Consider the following 14,550-nt stretch of genomic DNA (forward strand, 5'->3'; position numbering starts at 1 on the left):
CCCTGCAGGTATCTCCAGAACAACATCATCCGCTCCAATTACCAACTGCGGTGAGCCGGAACAGCCTAACAAAGCACCTGTAGTGAGTGCCGGTGAAGATAAAAGTCTTACGCTGCCAGAGAACAGCACTTCCTTTACTGCCAGTGCTACCGATGAGGATGGTTCCATCGCCTCTTACCTGTGGAAGCAGCTAAGCGGCCCTTCCGCCACGCTTGCAGGAACCGGTTCGGCCACGCTACAGCTCTCCAACCTCGTGGAGGGAAGCTACAGTTTTAGAGTGACTGTTACTGATAATAAAGGAGCTACCGCTTCAGATGATGTAAGCTTAAGCGTGGTAGCCAGCAGCAACAATGAGCTGTGCCAGTCACTGGTGTTGAATGGCAGCACTGCTGCTTCGCTAAGCAAGAACCTGGTGCTGAGCGGCGACTTTACCATCGAGTACTGGGCCAAATTCTCCGGCAGCATTAGCAATGCCGATGCTCCTGCAGGAGAAGGGGCCAGTCAGTACATCAACTACTACCGAGGACAGGCACGTATCTACAGCAATGGCGCTCCGGGAGGCAGTGACCCTATCATCTCCTCTCATGTAAGCCAGCCGGATACCTGGACCCACTATGCTTTTGTGAGAGCAGGAAGCCAGATGAAGGTCTATATCAACGGAGTGGAGGATACTAAGGCTAAAACCACCGGACAATGGACAGGAGATTTCACCATCAATAAACTGGGAGATGGTGCAGGCTATATGGCCGGTGAGCTGGATGAGCTCCGCGTGTGGAGACAGGCCAGAAGCAGTACCGCCATTGCAGAGAACTACAACAGCAGCATTTCTGCTTCCACTTCAGGACTAGCCGCTTATTTCAGTTTTGATGAACAGGATGGGGTGCTGCTGGATATCAGCGGAAACGGCTACGACAGCCAGACACTCCCTGCAGGTATCTCCAGAACAACATCATCCGCTCCAATTACCAACTGCGGTGAGGGAAGCAAGGATGAACAGACGGCTCCATCGGTTAGGATTGCAGAAAACAGCAGTGCAACAGCAACAGCGTCTGTAACAGTTTATCCGAATACCTTCCGCGATAACATCAATGTTGAAGTAAAGGATGATACAGGCGGGCAATTAGATATAAGAATTATCGACCTGAGAGGAAGAATTGTATACACAGGCAGCTTTACTCCTACAACAGGCAACTCAGGCATTCATGAGATTGATTTATCTGACAGCCAGCTTCGCGAAGGAATGTACCTGCTGGAGGTAGAAAACAGAGCCTCAGGCTTTAAAGAAGTGAAGAAGGTACTGAAAAGCTGGTAACCAGCTGTATAATACAATAGAAAACGACTGCTCTGAATAAACCCGGGGCAGTCGTTTTTTAATTAATAATGTTTTTTGCCTAAAACTGGGGAGACTGTAGGAAGGGTCGTAAATTTGCAGCAATGTCTGCCAAGGAGAAAGAAAAGAGGAATTACCAGCGCCTGGCTATTGCCACCGGAGCATTTATTCTGATAGTCAAGTTTTTTACTTACTGGCTTACCGGTTCTAATGCCATTCTTTCAGATGCACTGGAATCCATTATTAATGTTCTGGCCAGTAGTTTTGCTTTGTACAGCGTGGTGCTGGCTGCCCGGCCGCAGGACGAAAATCACCCTTACGGGCATGGTAAGATAGAGTTTGTATCGGTAGGTCTGGAAGGAACACTTATTCTCCTGGCCGGCCTTGCGACCATCGGCAAGGCATTCTACAACTTCTTTCATCCTCAGGAGGTACAGGCCATTGATTTAGGCATCCTGCTTACTGCCTTTAGTGGTCTGCTTAACTTTGGCCTTGCTCAGTTACTGCTCCGGAAAGGAAAGGAACTTGGTTCTCTTTCTATGGTAGGCGATGGCAGGCACCTGATGACAGATGTGTTTTCCAGCATTGGCCTTATTGCAGGCCTTACGGTGCTTTACTTTACCGGTCAGCTCTGGCTGGACAACCTTATTGCCATTGCTTTTGGCTGCTATATTATTTACGCTGGTTTTCGCCTGCTCCGCGATTTTATTTCCGGCATTATGGATGAGGCCGATGAACAGCTCATCAGCCGGGTTATCAGCATTTTAAATGCAAATCGCCGCCAAAACTGGATGGACATCCACAACCTTCGAATAATTAAATACGGCGATGGACTACATGTCGATTGCCACGCCACCATTCCCTGGTACTTTACCCTTGAACAGGCTCATCAGGAAGTAACGCTCATTGGCCAGCTGGTAGATAAAAACCTCCCCAACGAGGTAGAGTTTTTCATACATGCCGACCCTTGCGAGCCGCCTCTTTCCTGCGCCGTTTGTATGAAAGACGACTGCCAGGTTCGACAGCAGCCCTTCAGGAAAAAAGTTGAATGGAAGCTACACAATGTGCTACCGAACAAAAAGCACAATATTCATACCTCCTGAGCTAAAGCCCCATGTGCTTCCGAAGCAGGCGAAGCTGCAGGCGGGCTACCTCCGGAAAAACCGGATCGCAGTTAAGCATTACCAGGCAGTAGCCCAGCTTTGAGAGCTTCCAGTCTTTAACAATTTCATTTTTCCGGCAGCGGTACACTGCTTTAAAATGATGATCGAGCGAGAGTTGCTGACTCCGACACACACTCATGGCTCGTCGTACAGCTTCGCTAAGCTGGCTGTTCATGCTAAAGCCGAGTTCCTTCTGTATTTCACTTGCATAAAACTGTAAATGGCGTTCGCTTACCCCTCTGCGAAACTCCTCAAAAAAAGGACTTACTAATTCATCAATATGTATTAGCATATTTATTCTCTTTTAAAGTCTTCAATTGTCTGAACAGTTCCTTTTCCTCTGCCGACAGCCGTTGCGGCAGCACCACTTTTACCTGCACATACATATCGCCAAACAAATCTTCTTTGCCATAGACAGGCATTCCCTTTCCCTTAAGCCGAAGCACTTTATCGTTCTGGGTGTAGGGAGGCAGCGTTAATTGAACGGGTTTGGAAAGCGTAGGCACTGTTATTTTTCCTCCCAATACTGCCGTATACAAATCTACCTCCACGGTAGCGCGAATATCATTTCCTTCCCGCGTCCATTGCGGGTGTGGCAGTACGTGAATGGTTAGGTACAGGTCGCCGGCAGATCCTCCCTGAGGAGCAGGCGCCCCTTTACCTTTCAGCTTTAAGCTTTGACCATCCTCGATACCTGGTTTTAATTTTATCCGTAGTTGCTGTCCGTTTACCGTAAACTGGCGGGTAGCACCCCTGTAAGCCTCCTCTAAGCTGATCTCCAGACTGGCCTGGTAATCCTGCCCTTTAAAACGGCCGGACCGGCCAGCACGGCCAGTTGCACCAAACCCACCGCCGAACATATTCTGGAAAAAGCTCGAGAAGCTACCTCCTGCTGTACCTGCCTCATCAAAAAAGTCTCCGAAATTTCCATCAAACCCATAACCGCTTTGACTGGCACCTCCATACTGGCGGGAATACTGCGACCAGTCAAAGCCTGCCGGATCGCCTCCAGCCTGGCGGTACTGGTTCCAGTTCGCTCCCATCTGATCATACTGCTTCCTCTTCTCCGGATTACTCAGCACATTGTAAGCCTCACTCACTTCTTTAAACTTATCTTCGGCAGCTTTATCCCCCTTATTTTTATCAGGATGATACTTTACCGCCAGCTTCCGGTATGCTTTTTTTATCTCATCTGCGGAAGCCGTTTTACTCACGCCTAATATCTTATAATAATCTTTATAGTCCATAGACTAACTCTTTTAGTCAGTTGGTTAATTTTCTCCAGTAGTTATAAATAAAATTGCATGTTCATTCTACTTCAGTGCTTTTTCGGTTCCACCCTTATGAAGCAATAAATTAATGCAGTTGGTGGTAAACCTTTAAGCGATAGGAAGAGCCCTTTATTTCCCTTCCCTTGATTATCCTGCCCGAGCTCTTCTTATTAAAACGAAGCTATAACAATTTGCGTTTCTGCTTCCTCCACAAAAAATTTAAAAGGCAATATGTTTCTTTTACGAGGTTCTTCGCCTAATCAACTGCTGATCACTTACTTATTTCAACAATAATGTTCTATAATTATATGGTCTTTCTTATATTTGCACGTCTGTAAGGTACCTACCATTTAAGTTATTAATTCTTTAAATGATTTAACTCCTTACATAAACTGAGGCAAAATTCTCAGCTTCGCTTTTATTTGATTATACTTTCACCGGCTTCTATGGGTTCTTTTTCAAAAAAATTACCTGATTTTATTCTGTTGCGCTGTTATAAAATGCAGTAAAATGATATTTTTAGAAAATAGCCATTGAAAGGACTTGTAAAAAGTGTATGAATTTTAAAGGAATAGAAGTTAGTAGAGGTCACTTATGCAGACAGTATAGCTCCAGATTATTCTTGGTCTTAAGCCTGTTCCTGCTTGTCTGGCACCAGGCTTCTGCACAGCAGACAGGAAAACTTAAAACTTACCATTCCCATTCCTATTATGAGGAAGATGGCCTTGCCTCCAATATGGTTTATGAAATGGAGCAGGCAGCCGACGGGCTTATGTGGTTTGCTACTCAAAAAGGCATTTCCACCTTCGACGGCTTACGGTGGAACACTATTAATAATGACAGTGTTCTCACTGCCCCTAATGAGGATCGAAACTGTTTAATTGCCCTCTCAAATGGAGAAATGGTTTTGGGGGCCACTCACCCTCATGGAATCAGCTTTACCCATTTCGATGAAGATACCCTGTATGAGATTATTACACCCAATGTCCATCCGGAAAGTTCAAAGTTAAAACACATTCTTATTGCAATCTCTGAGTACAAGCCAGGTAAATTCTTGCTTTCTTTTACCTTAGACAATAGCCTCCATTTTTATTTATCTGAGCAGAAGAAATGGGAAAGCTTTGAACTTCCCGCTTCTCTTAACTGGGAGAGCGTTACTGACCTCCATTTCTTCGAGACTTACCTGTACTTACTAACTGAAAACGGTATCCATCGCTTCAATCTTCTGACCCAACAGTTTGAAGAATCAATTTTTCCTCAGCTCCAGGGCTTACACCTTCTCACTGCCTGTAGTGCACCCAATGGAGGGGCCATGTATATCCTGGGGGATAATTTTGTTGGTGAAATAAAAGATGGGAATTATAACCCCCTCATAAAATCAATTTACACTAAAAGGCCTAACTTTTTCCAGTACCACAATATTATAGCAGATAGCTACGGGCGCCTCTTCTTTCACCATAATGCCGCATTATTTAAATATAATATCAATACTGCCAGCCTGGAGCCCATAAAAATAGATCATGCCAGTTCAGATGCTATTCCAACCGATATTCTGCAAGATCAGGAAGGAAATTTATGGTTTGCGACCCTCAGAGGTTTAAATAAAATTAACAGTTTCCGTTTTCACTCGCTTAATAAGGCAAGTGGGCTGATTGCAAATGAAATCAGTACAATACAGCGCATCGGTGAAAATGCTATTCTGTTAGCTGGAAACAACGGGTACAGTATTTTAAAGAATGATTCCATACAAAACTTTTCTGAGCCTGTTGAGAATTACAATGTTTCTCTTAACAGAATTTTAGATGCAACTACAGGTTCCGATGGCAAAACCTACCTTGCAGCTAACAGCCGTGGCCTTGGAATACTTTCTCCAGATTTATCCCTGCAATGGTACTCTCTCCCTGTTGATGAACTGGTCAATACCGTTACCTTTCACAACGACAGCCTGCTGGTTGGAACCAACAGCGGAAATATTTTTCACTTCCATAAAGGAAAGTTCCTCCCCTTTTGGTTTCAAAGGGAATTTTACATTCGGAAAATCTTTACTGAGGATAAAAAGCTGATTATACTAACCAATTTCGGATATTATAGTAAATCCGGGAAAATGATTAAGCATATTCGGCACATGAACAAACCGCTCGAAAACATATACAGCTATATTAGGTGGAAAGAAAAAATCTATTTAGGCACCCGCGGCGGACTGGCAGAGCTCAGGAATGACAGCATCATAAAAGTAACCGAGCCCGGCATGGAAATAGAAAGACCTGTTTATGCCCTACTCGAGGATACGGAGGGACGCCTATGGGCCGGCACGGATAAAGGGGTGTATGTTTATGAGCAAGAAAAAGAGAGCTTCGTTAACTATAATTTACACCACGGCCTCTCCGGTAAAGAAGTAAACCGTAATGCATTTGAGCTCATGCCCGATGGCAAAATATGGATTGGCACTGACCAAGGTGTTTCTGTTTATAACAGCTCTGATGATATTGAGCAGAAATTAGCACCAAAAATTCGCCTGACCAATCTGTTGATTCCAAATGAAGAACCGCTTTCTCCCAACAGGGAACTGGAATTAAGCCATCACCAGAATACGCTGGAAGTAACTTTCCAGGCAATCAGCTTTTCCAACCCCACCGATCTCCAGTTCCGCTACAGGCTCGAAGGCCTTGAGGATAACTGGATATATTCTGATAACCACCTCCTGAACCAGGTGCGGTATCCGGATTTAGCAGCAGGAGAATACCGCTTTGTAGTGCAGGCAGGTTTGGGAAATAACCAGTGGAGCAAGCCCGCACGGTCTGCTATTATTAGTGTTCTCCCTCCTTTCTATGCCACCCCCTGGTTCTTATTGATTTCTTTAGCCGCCATTTCTTCCATTGGGTACCTAGCTCATGCCATGCAAACCCATAGGAGAAATGAGCAGAAATTAAAGGAAGCCATTGAGCAAAAGAAAAATGAGGTGGAAAAATCGGAGAAGCGATTCAGAGCAGTATGGAATGCGACTGATACCGGCATTGCGCTGGTTGACCAGGAAGGGAAAATATTAATGGCAAACCCTTCTTTATGTTCCCTCCTCCGTACCGAAGCGAGCGCTGCCTGTGGCAGGCCTATTTTCCACCTCATGCCTACCGCCTTATTAAAAAAAGAAAACCTCCAGAAGCTTTATACAGAAAAGACTGTTTGCAAAAGGGATATCAGCATCAATCTTCACAGGCAAACGCACTTTCTCCTGGTTACCATTTCTTTTATAGACCACCTGATTCAGGGAGAGTCACTCATGATTATTGGCTGCAAGGATATAACCAGCCAGCGAATGGCTGAATCCAAAAACATACGCCTTAATGAGAAGCTTTTGCAGCAGAACACCTCACTTATCAAGAAGGAAGAAGAGCTGGCAAATTATAACCATGAGCTCCTCCAGCAAAGAGAAGAGCTGGAGCAGGCGTTAAAAGCCGTAGAAGAAAGGAATTATGAACTCGACCAGTTCGTCTATAAGACTTCCCATGATTTGCGGGCACCTATTGCCTCGGCCCTTGGTTTGCTCAACCTTATTGAAATGGAGAGCGATCAGCAGCGGCTACCTGAATACCTGAAAATGATTGGCAATGCCCTTGAAAAGCAGGATGGATTTATAAAAGCGATGCTTAGTTTTTCCAGATCAACCCGCTCAAAAAACCTGGCAGAAGGAGTCGATTTTAAGGAACTTACTGATAAAATTTTCAGTGACCTGCAGCACCTGAATGGATTTGACGCCATAGACAGGCAGGTAAATATTGAAGCAGGAACTACAGCATTTCACTCCGACAACACCAAGCTTTATATTATTCTGGCAAATGTGATTTCCAATAGTATCAAATACCGCGACCCATCCAAAAAAAGTTATCTTCAGATATCGGTTAGCATCAATAAAGCCGGAGCCGAATTGGTAGTGCAGGATAACGGGATTGGAATTGCCAAAGAACATATCAATCATGTTTTTGATATGTTCTATCGGGCCACAGATCTGTCTGACGGTTCAGGCCTTGGCTTATATATTGTTAAACAGACTGTAAGTAAATTGCGGGGGCACATTAGTATTACCGCCAGCAGGGGTGAAGGAACCACTGTAAGTATTTTTGTTCCCTGCCAGCAAATCATGAGCCCGGACCCAGAACCGGCTTCTGTCGCTGCTAATGGCCGGGTTCAATCGGCATAAGCTATCCGTAACCATCCTCAGCAGAGTCACCTCCTACTATTCATTTTCCAGCCAGAGAACCTTTACTGCTTATACATGGCCTGGCATTTCCCACCTGTTCCGGTAGTCGGTACCTTCATGGCAGCCTTCGAAACACAGCAAAGCAGAAGCAGCCTTTCACTATTAAACTAAAATCAGGCACCGGTTCGACCAAAGCAATAGTCCGGCCTTTTTTACCTCTTCATTATTTCTCCCTCCTGCCATCACTGGTAGGTTTTGCCTGTGGATCTTTTCGCTGAGGCGGAACCGGAGTTTCAGGCTTTTTACTTTCCTTATCCTTATCTGGCTGCTGCTGTATATTTTCTCTCCGGTCGTTTTTATCATTTGTCTCCATACTCATCTGGTTTAGCTATAAACTATCTACCCAACTACCTGACAAACTGATTGTTAAAAGGAAAGGAAAATTTGTTACCCCGCAATGTTGGTAGCCAGTCCCCGGGAAGCCCGACACAGCTGTTTTCACTCATCAGGCGGCTATCAGGCAAAGAGCGGGTAGAATGTTCTGCTGAAGCTCTCAGTGGTTTTTCGATCTAAACGGCTGGCCACTACTGTGCTGGCCATCGAGTTTACAATTGACTTCATTTTAGCCTCGGTCTCACTTGGGTAGCCTTCCGGGTAAAACTCAAAAGTGTAAATACCAGACTCTTCCCCTCCCATACTCTTTTTAAAGCGAATAAGCCCCCGGTTTTCTTTTATATCACTCAAACCCAGATCGACAAAGTCAAAACCCTCCCGCTGTGCCTGGTGGATCAATTCATAAAACATTAAGTTATTTGGCCGATCAATCAGGTGCTGCTTCGAAGAGCAGCCCCACTTATAGTACAGGCCCCTGCCATTCTGCAGCACCACAGCCGATGCTAATAAGGTATCTTCCTTCCATACCTCTGTAAAAAATCCTCTGCCCTTACGGATAAACTGTTCAAAGATCCGCTCAAAGAATGAAAAAGGCTGTGGAATAAGGCCAAACTTTTGCATCCGCAGTTCATAGAAAAGCGAATAGAACTGCTCCAGAGACTGATAGCTGCAGGAGGTACCATATACGAGTCCACGGCTTCGGGCCCTCCTCATACCGCGCCTGAAACTGCCAGCCATTTTCTTATCCAGCTGTATATCCGGACTAGTATTTACCCGGTGGAGACTTCCTTTTTTAGCTATCGGACCAAGGCGGGAAAGTTCCTGCTCATCTACATGGGCCATATTTATTTTTACTACTACCGGATAATCAGGAAACTCTCTCTGGATAGCTTCGATGTGCAACTGCAGTGCCTGGGCCGAGGGAAGCCTCGGGCTGGTATAATCAGAAAAAGGTAAACTTACAATTTTAGGTCCGGTTAGCCCTTTAATGAGGGCAAAGATCATGAACTCCCCGCTGTTTATATCGGTAGTAACATAGTACTGGCAACCGTAGCTTTCGCGCAAAACCGACAACCACGTACTGCAATAAAATAAAATGTCCTCTTTCCCATCCAGGATATGACCCGGAAGCTCGTTGTATTTAAAAACGCTTACCACTTAATTTATCATCCTTTCCTGCTTCAGCAACTCAGTTCTTAAAATTTGTGGCGCCCTCCCCATTCCTTTTTCCTCAGGAGAAATATCAGGAAGCGCGCTTTGAGCGCATAAGAGGTAAACCTGCCACATAATCAACAGTTAAACCTTTTACCAAAGCAGTTGTTTCCGCCATTCCTCTTCATAATGCTTTAAGAAAAGGGCAGCCAGGTATTTTAGCGAATCTGACGGCCGAATGGAGTAAAAGAAAAGGCAGCGAGCTTCATATGCTGCTTTGCAAAAGGGATCCCTATAATCGTGATGGCCATAAGCACCGCAAACAATACATGGGTGAGCGCCACCCAAATTCCTCCAATTAGTATCCAGATAATATTCATAATCGTGGAAAGACATCCCTCCCCTCCTTCAGCCGGCCCCACTTCCTTTCCAAAAGGAATCAGGCTTAAAAATGCCAGCCGTACCGCCTGTATACCAAAAGGAATGCCTATAATGGTAAGGCAAAGCAGGAGCCCTGCTATCAGGTACTCGAAAAAAATGAAGATCCCGCCACCCAGGATCACCCAGAGAATATTTCCAAACGCATTCATAATTTTAATATAAACAGGAATACGGAAAAAACTGCTAAACACACTATTTTTGTTACACCTAAGCGCCTCCTGAGTCGTTATGATTCAGGAACTTGTTTTGCTCACAGGTGTTACCTTAAATCATGATCAAAATAAAAAATAAAAACGTGCCCTTAAAAGTTGATAAAGCTAGTCAGCTCGAAAGAACCCGCCGTCTCCGCTTTTTACTGAAGCTGAGCATATTTGTGGTTATAATTCTGTTTCGCTGGTTATATTCTGACAATTTACTGGGCGATGAAATTTATGTGCCGGAGCATTTCCTTAAAGCCATTGTTTTCTTCGCTACAGCTTATATGATTATTTCCTTTATTCGCCTTACCCTGGTGGCCATCTACCTCCGCCGGCACCACCAGCAGAGTGGCTTCAGGAATAATTTCGTTATTGGAATCAACCAGATTGCCAATCTGCTCTCCTACCTGGCACTCTTTATTTCAATTCTCTTTCTCTTTCATATTGAGCCGGGGCAGTTCTTCACCTCCATTTCCATTATTGCGGCTGCCATTGCCATTATCTTTAAAGATTATATTACCAATATGATCAATGGTCTGATAGTCATGTTCTCAGACCAGCTGGCTATCGATGACTATGTGAAAATTGGAGACCATAAAGGAAAAATAGTGGATATTACCCTGTTAAATGTTCACCTGCTCAATGAAGACGACGATTTGATCTACATCGCCAACAGTACTATACTCACCACCCATATCGTAAACCTTACCAAAAATAACCAGAAGAAGATTACCCTGGAATTTTCGCTACAGCCGAATCAAATCGAAGGACTGGATGAAATGGAACAGCACCTGGTCAATTCCATGGCCGAATATGAGGAGCACATCCGGACAGATAGTATGCACATGCGGGTAACCAACATCAACAACAATGCTGTTACCATTAAATTTCAACTGGTGTTAAACAAGCAAAACCGGCGCATGGAGCGCGATATCCGGCGCCACCTGAACTGGAACATTATTAGCTATATCAACGAAAGAAAGCACCAAGAAACAGCTTAGGGGCGGGAGATATGAGACATTAGACTTGAGACTATGGATATAGGACATAAGATTCAAGAGCCAGGAATCAGGACCCAGGACCGGAGGAACTCGTAAACCGCTGTCATTGCGATGGAGCCTTAGCGGAAGAAGCAATCTGTCCGTATGCAAGAGAGCTGTAAAGAGATAGATAATAGAGATAGTACTTACAGGCGGCAGGTTGCTTCGACTGGGTGTCCGCGTCGGCTACCGGTCACAACACCATTAATGAGTGTCGCACATCGCAAACTAGGCACCAGCAACTAACAACGACCAACCATCAACGATATAATGGTACTGAAAGACGGCAGCTTTTTTGAAAATGTATACGAAGTAGTAAAGCTGGTACCGGAAGGCAGGGTAACCAGTTATGGCGCCATTGCCCGCTACTTAGGCGCCAGCCGGAGCGCCCGTGTAGTAGGCTGGGCCATGCAGGCCGCCCACACCATGCTCGACCAGGTGCCGGCCCACCGGGTACTTAACAGGCAGGGCATGCTTACCGGCAAGCAACACTACAGCAGCCCCACCGAAATGCAGGAGCGGCTGGAAGCCGAAGGTATACCCGTAAAAGACGATCAGGTTCAGAATCACGAGCAGTACTTCTGGGACCCGAATACAGAGCTTCTTTAAGCCCGGATAGCTTTAACTGGCAGGCACTTCTTTTGCAGCAGTTTCAGGGGCTACCTTATGCCGGTCGTACCAGGTTAAGGCACCCTCCAGAGTGGTGGCAGGACGGCTGATGAGCCAAAGCCCTACAAAGGTAAGCACACCGTTTACCAGCAGAATAAAGAAGCCAAACTTAAATCCTCCAAACAGCTCTTCCGACCAGAAATCCAGGCCAAAAGCAATAAGAGGCGTAAGGAAACAAACCAGTGGCGCCCAGCGGTCGGTAATTTGCCTGCGGGTAAATAAACCAAAGGCAAACAGCCCCAGCAAAGGGCCATAAGTAAAACCGGCTGCTTTAAACAGCTGACTGATGACGCTCTTATCATTCAGGGAATTAAAGGCAAGAATGACAAGGAAGAGAATAATTGAAAAACCTATATGGACCATTGTCCTGATTTTCTTCTTCCCTTCATCAGGCTTTTTCCTGAACTCCAGAAAGTCCACACAAAAAGAGGTGGTAAGGGCCGTAAGGGCTGAGTCGGCCGAGCTGTAGGCCGCCGCAATAATGCCCAACAGAAAAAGTACTCCGGCTATGAGCGGGAAGTGGTCAAGCGCCAGCATAGGATAAAGATTATCGGTTCGCTCCGGCATGGCAATTCCTTTCTCTCCAATGTAAATATAGAGCAGGGCTCCCAGGCACAGGAAAAACAGGTTCACCACCAGCAGCACCGAAGAAAACCAGAACATATTCTTCTGCGCATCGCCCAGGCTGCGGCAGGTCAGGTTCTTCTGCATCATGTCCTGGTCGAGCCCGGTCATAACAATAGCAATAAAGGCACCGGCGATGAATTGCTTCCAAAAGTAATTGGCGCCATCGAAATTCCAGAAGAACATTTTAGAATACTCACTCTGCTGCACTGTCTGCAGCATTCCTTCCATGCCCATACTAAGCTCTTCGGAAATAAGGTATATACTGATACACACCGCCAGCAGCATAAAGGCCGTTTGCAGGGTATCAGTATAGACAATTGTTTTGATACCTCCTTTAAAAGTATACAGCCAGATGAGCCCGATGGTAACCGCCACCGTTACCCAAAACGGAAGCTCCCACGCATCGAAAACTGCCAGCTGCAGCACGCCTGCCACTAAAAACAGGCGGAAGGCAGCACCTACGATACGGGAGATGAGAAAATAAAAAGCCCCTGTTTTATAAGACCAGAAGCCAAACCGTTGTTCCAGGTATCCGTAAATACTAATTAAATTAAGCCGGTAATAAAGGGGTAACAACACACTCCCGATTACAAAATAGCCGACCATATACCCCATTACCACCTGGAAATAGCTAAAGCCTGTGCTTCCCACCTCCCCGGGAATAGAAATAAAAGTAACCCCACTGAGGGAGGCTCCAATCATACCAAAGGCAACCAGGTACCAGGGACTCTGGCGGTTGGCGGTAAAGAAAGTTTCGGAATCGGAGGTTTCGCCCCGGGAGGTTAAATAGGAAATCAGGAGCAGTAAACAGAAGTAAGCCGCAATGACAACGATAACGAGAATCGGATCCATACGTAAGTATTTATAAGCAGTAAATTTGCTGAATATTTATTATTTTTGCCACAGAACCGACATAAAGTATGAAAAGTCCATATCAATACGAAGAGGAAGTTGAAGTACTGGAAGAGGTCATAAGCGTAGATGAACGGGACCTGATGGTATACAATGACGATTTTAATACGTTCGATCATGTAACCGCTACCCTTATAAAGGTTTGTAAACATAGTGCCCAGCAGGCAGAGCAATGTACATGGCTCATCCATTATAAGGGAAAATGTTCTGTAAAGAAGGGCAGCTATGAAGAACTCAAGCCAATGAAGGACGGTATTTGCGAAGCGGGCATCGATGCTAAAATTGTGTAATATATGTACCACTGTTCTTCATTTCCAACTGAACTCCGCACTGTGTTCAGGTGTTAATATACCAATGAGTTAAGGCAGCAGTAGCCTTTTTAAGCTGCAGAGAATTTGCTCTTTCACATTATAAAAAGCACTTCCCTTCTGGCTTTAACACGCCGGAAAGTCCATAAATCAATAACACATCAGCACCTCAGCACTTTAAATGCAATATCCATCCAAGTATATAGAAAAGGCCGTGGAAGAGATTTCCAGCCTGCCGGGTATCGGTAAAAAAACTGCTCTCCGGCTGGCCCTGCACCTCCTGCGGAAAGACGAAGAAAATACGCATGCACTGGCCACCGCACTGGTCGATCTCCGTAGTAAGACTCAGTACTGCCAGCAGTGCCACAATATATCCGACGCGGCAGTTTGCAGCACCTGCAGCAGCCACCATCGTGACCGCTCCGTTATTTGTATAGTCGAGAATCCGCAGGATGTAATGGCCATCGAGAATACCGCACAATACCGTGGGCTGTACCATGTGCTGGGCGGCATTATCTCCCCTATCGAAGGAGTAGGTCCATCAGATATTAAACTGGAGTCGCTGGTCCAAAGAGTGGCCGAAGCAAGTGATCCTGCCATAAAAGAGGTAATTCTTGCCCTTAGCCCTACCATGGAAGGCGATACCACTGCTTTTTACATTACAAAAAAGCTTAAACCGTATGGAGTAAAGGTCAGCAGCATTGCCAGAGGTATACCTGTGGGTGGTGAGCTGGAGTATACCGATGAAATTACCCTAGGCCGTAGTATTCTCAGCCGCACCGCCTACGACACCAGCCACTCCTAAGCATTTTCGGGAGCCGTAAAGATATTTGTGCTTCGAAAATTATAGAT

General features: G+C 45.5%; 13 protein-coding genes. 7 read left to right on the top strand and 6 right to left on the bottom strand.

Annotated features, from left to right (window positions below):
- Positions 1–1,312 (top strand): PKD domain-containing protein (locus F752_RS24380; protein WP_040664759.1); only part of this gene is annotated, 1,312 nt, incomplete at its 5' end.
- 122 nt (positions 1,313–1,434) lie between these two features.
- Positions 1,435–2,433 (top strand): cation diffusion facilitator family transporter, encoded by a 999-nt coding sequence (locus F752_RS0116050; RefSeq protein WP_017732766.1) that lies wholly within the window; start codon positions 1,435–1,437, stop codon positions 2,431–2,433.
- Position 2,434: 1 nt separating this feature from the next.
- Here F752_RS0116050 and F752_RS0116055 read toward each other — a convergent pair whose 3' ends face one another.
- Both F752_RS0116055 and F752_RS0116060 read right to left on the bottom strand, forming a co-directional pair.
- Positions 2,435–2,785: a hypothetical protein gene (locus F752_RS0116055; protein WP_017732767.1), complete on the bottom strand. Its 351-nt coding sequence runs from the start codon at positions 2,783–2,785 to the stop codon at positions 2,435–2,437.
- A complete protein-coding gene (locus F752_RS0116060; RefSeq protein ID WP_017732768.1) occupies positions 2,769–3,740 on the bottom strand; it encodes a DnaJ C-terminal domain-containing protein in 972 nt (323 codons plus the stop codon). The genes F752_RS0116055 and F752_RS0116060 overlap by 17 nt, the downstream gene beginning before the upstream one ends.
- Before the next feature lie 580 nt (positions 3,741–4,320).
- Between F752_RS0116060 and F752_RS25475 the strand changes: the two genes are divergently transcribed.
- Positions 4,321–7,959 (top strand): ATP-binding protein, encoded by a 3,639-nt coding sequence (locus F752_RS25475; protein ID WP_081604588.1) that lies wholly within the window; start codon positions 4,321–4,323, stop codon positions 7,957–7,959.
- Positions 7,960–8,182: 223 nt separating this feature from the next.
- Here the strand turns inward: F752_RS25475 and F752_RS26285 are convergent, their stop codons facing one another.
- From F752_RS26285 to F752_RS0116085, 3 genes are all read right to left on the bottom strand, one after another.
- Positions 8,183–8,332, bottom strand: a complete 150-nt coding sequence (locus F752_RS26285) for a hypothetical protein (protein WP_017732770.1) — start codon at positions 8,330–8,332, stop codon at positions 8,183–8,185.
- A 143-nt stretch (positions 8,333–8,475) separates the two neighbouring features.
- Positions 8,476–9,510 carry a GNAT family N-acetyltransferase gene (locus F752_RS0116075; RefSeq protein WP_017732771.1) on the bottom strand — a complete coding sequence of 345 codons (1,035 nt, stop codon included), beginning with the start codon at positions 9,508–9,510 and terminating at the stop codon, positions 8,476–8,478.
- A 212-nt stretch (positions 9,511–9,722) separates the two neighbouring features.
- Entirely contained in the window at positions 9,723–10,094 is a 372-nt protein-coding gene (locus F752_RS0116085) for a YccF domain-containing protein (RefSeq protein WP_026135788.1), read from the bottom strand.
- A 122-nt stretch (positions 10,095–10,216) separates the two neighbouring features.
- Here F752_RS0116085 and F752_RS0116090 point away from each other — a divergent pair, with 122 nt between their 5' ends.
- Together F752_RS0116090 and F752_RS0116095 are read left to right on the top strand one after the other, a co-directional pair.
- A complete protein-coding gene (locus F752_RS0116090; RefSeq protein ID WP_017732774.1) occupies positions 10,217–11,143 on the top strand; it encodes a mechanosensitive ion channel family protein in 927 nt (308 codons plus the stop codon).
- 309 nt (positions 11,144–11,452) lie between these two features.
- On the top strand, positions 11,453–11,791 hold the full coding sequence (locus F752_RS0116095; RefSeq protein ID WP_017732775.1) for an MGMT family protein: 339 nt from the start codon (positions 11,453–11,455) through the stop codon (positions 11,789–11,791).
- 12 nt (positions 11,792–11,803) lie between these two features.
- Here the strand turns inward: F752_RS0116095 and F752_RS0116100 are convergent, their stop codons facing one another.
- The gene (locus F752_RS0116100) at positions 11,804–13,330 is read right to left on the bottom strand and encodes a sodium:solute symporter (RefSeq protein WP_017732776.1); all 1,527 of its coding nucleotides are present in this window, start codon (positions 13,328–13,330) and stop codon (positions 11,804–11,806) included.
- 68 nt (positions 13,331–13,398) lie between these two features.
- Between F752_RS0116100 and F752_RS0116105 the strand changes: the two genes are divergently transcribed.
- Both F752_RS0116105 and recR read left to right on the top strand, forming a co-directional pair.
- Positions 13,399–13,680 carry an ATP-dependent Clp protease adaptor ClpS gene (locus F752_RS0116105; RefSeq protein WP_017732777.1) on the top strand — a complete coding sequence of 94 codons (282 nt, stop codon included), beginning with the start codon at positions 13,399–13,401 and terminating at the stop codon, positions 13,678–13,680.
- A 199-nt stretch (positions 13,681–13,879) separates the two neighbouring features.
- A complete protein-coding gene (gene recR / locus F752_RS0116110; protein ID WP_017732778.1) occupies positions 13,880–14,503 on the top strand; it encodes a recombination mediator RecR in 624 nt (207 codons plus the stop codon).
- Positions 14,504–14,550 lie beyond the last annotated feature (47 nt).

It is taken from the genome of Nafulsella turpanensis ZLM-10, from assembly GCF_000346615.1.
Taxonomy (GTDB): domain Bacteria; phylum Bacteroidota; class Bacteroidia; order Cytophagales; family Cyclobacteriaceae; genus Nafulsella; species Nafulsella turpanensis.

Coding starts and splice junctions, on each gene's coding strand:
- F752_RS0116050 (WP_017732766.1), top strand. CDS start 1,435: ATGTCTGCCAAGGAGAAAGAAAAGAGGAATTACCAGCGCCTGGCTATT.
- F752_RS0116055 (WP_017732767.1), bottom strand. CDS start 2,785: ATGCTAATACATATTGATGAATTAGTAAGTCCTTTTTTTGAGGAGTTT.
- F752_RS0116060 (WP_017732768.1), bottom strand. CDS start 3,740: ATGGACTATAAAGATTATTATAAGATATTAGGCGTGAGTAAAACGGCT.
- F752_RS25475 (WP_081604588.1), top strand. CDS start 4,321: ATGAATTTTAAAGGAATAGAAGTTAGTAGAGGTCACTTATGCAGACAG.
- F752_RS26285 (WP_017732770.1), bottom strand. CDS start 8,332: ATGGAGACAAATGATAAAAACGACCGGAGAGAAAATATACAGCAGCAG.
- F752_RS0116085 (WP_026135788.1), bottom strand. CDS start 10,094: ATGAATGCGTTTGGAAATATTCTCTGGGTGATCCTGGGTGGCGGGATC.
- F752_RS0116090 (WP_017732774.1), top strand. CDS start 10,217: ATGATCAAAATAAAAAATAAAAACGTGCCCTTAAAAGTTGATAAAGCT.
- F752_RS0116095 (WP_017732775.1), top strand. CDS start 11,453: ATGGTACTGAAAGACGGCAGCTTTTTTGAAAATGTATACGAAGTAGTA.
- F752_RS0116100 (WP_017732776.1), bottom strand. CDS start 13,330: ATGGATCCGATTCTCGTTATCGTTGTCATTGCGGCTTACTTCTGTTTA.
- F752_RS0116105 (WP_017732777.1), top strand. CDS start 13,399: ATGAAAAGTCCATATCAATACGAAGAGGAAGTTGAAGTACTGGAAGAG.
- recR (WP_017732778.1), top strand. CDS start 13,880: ATGCAATATCCATCCAAGTATATAGAAAAGGCCGTGGAAGAGATTTCC.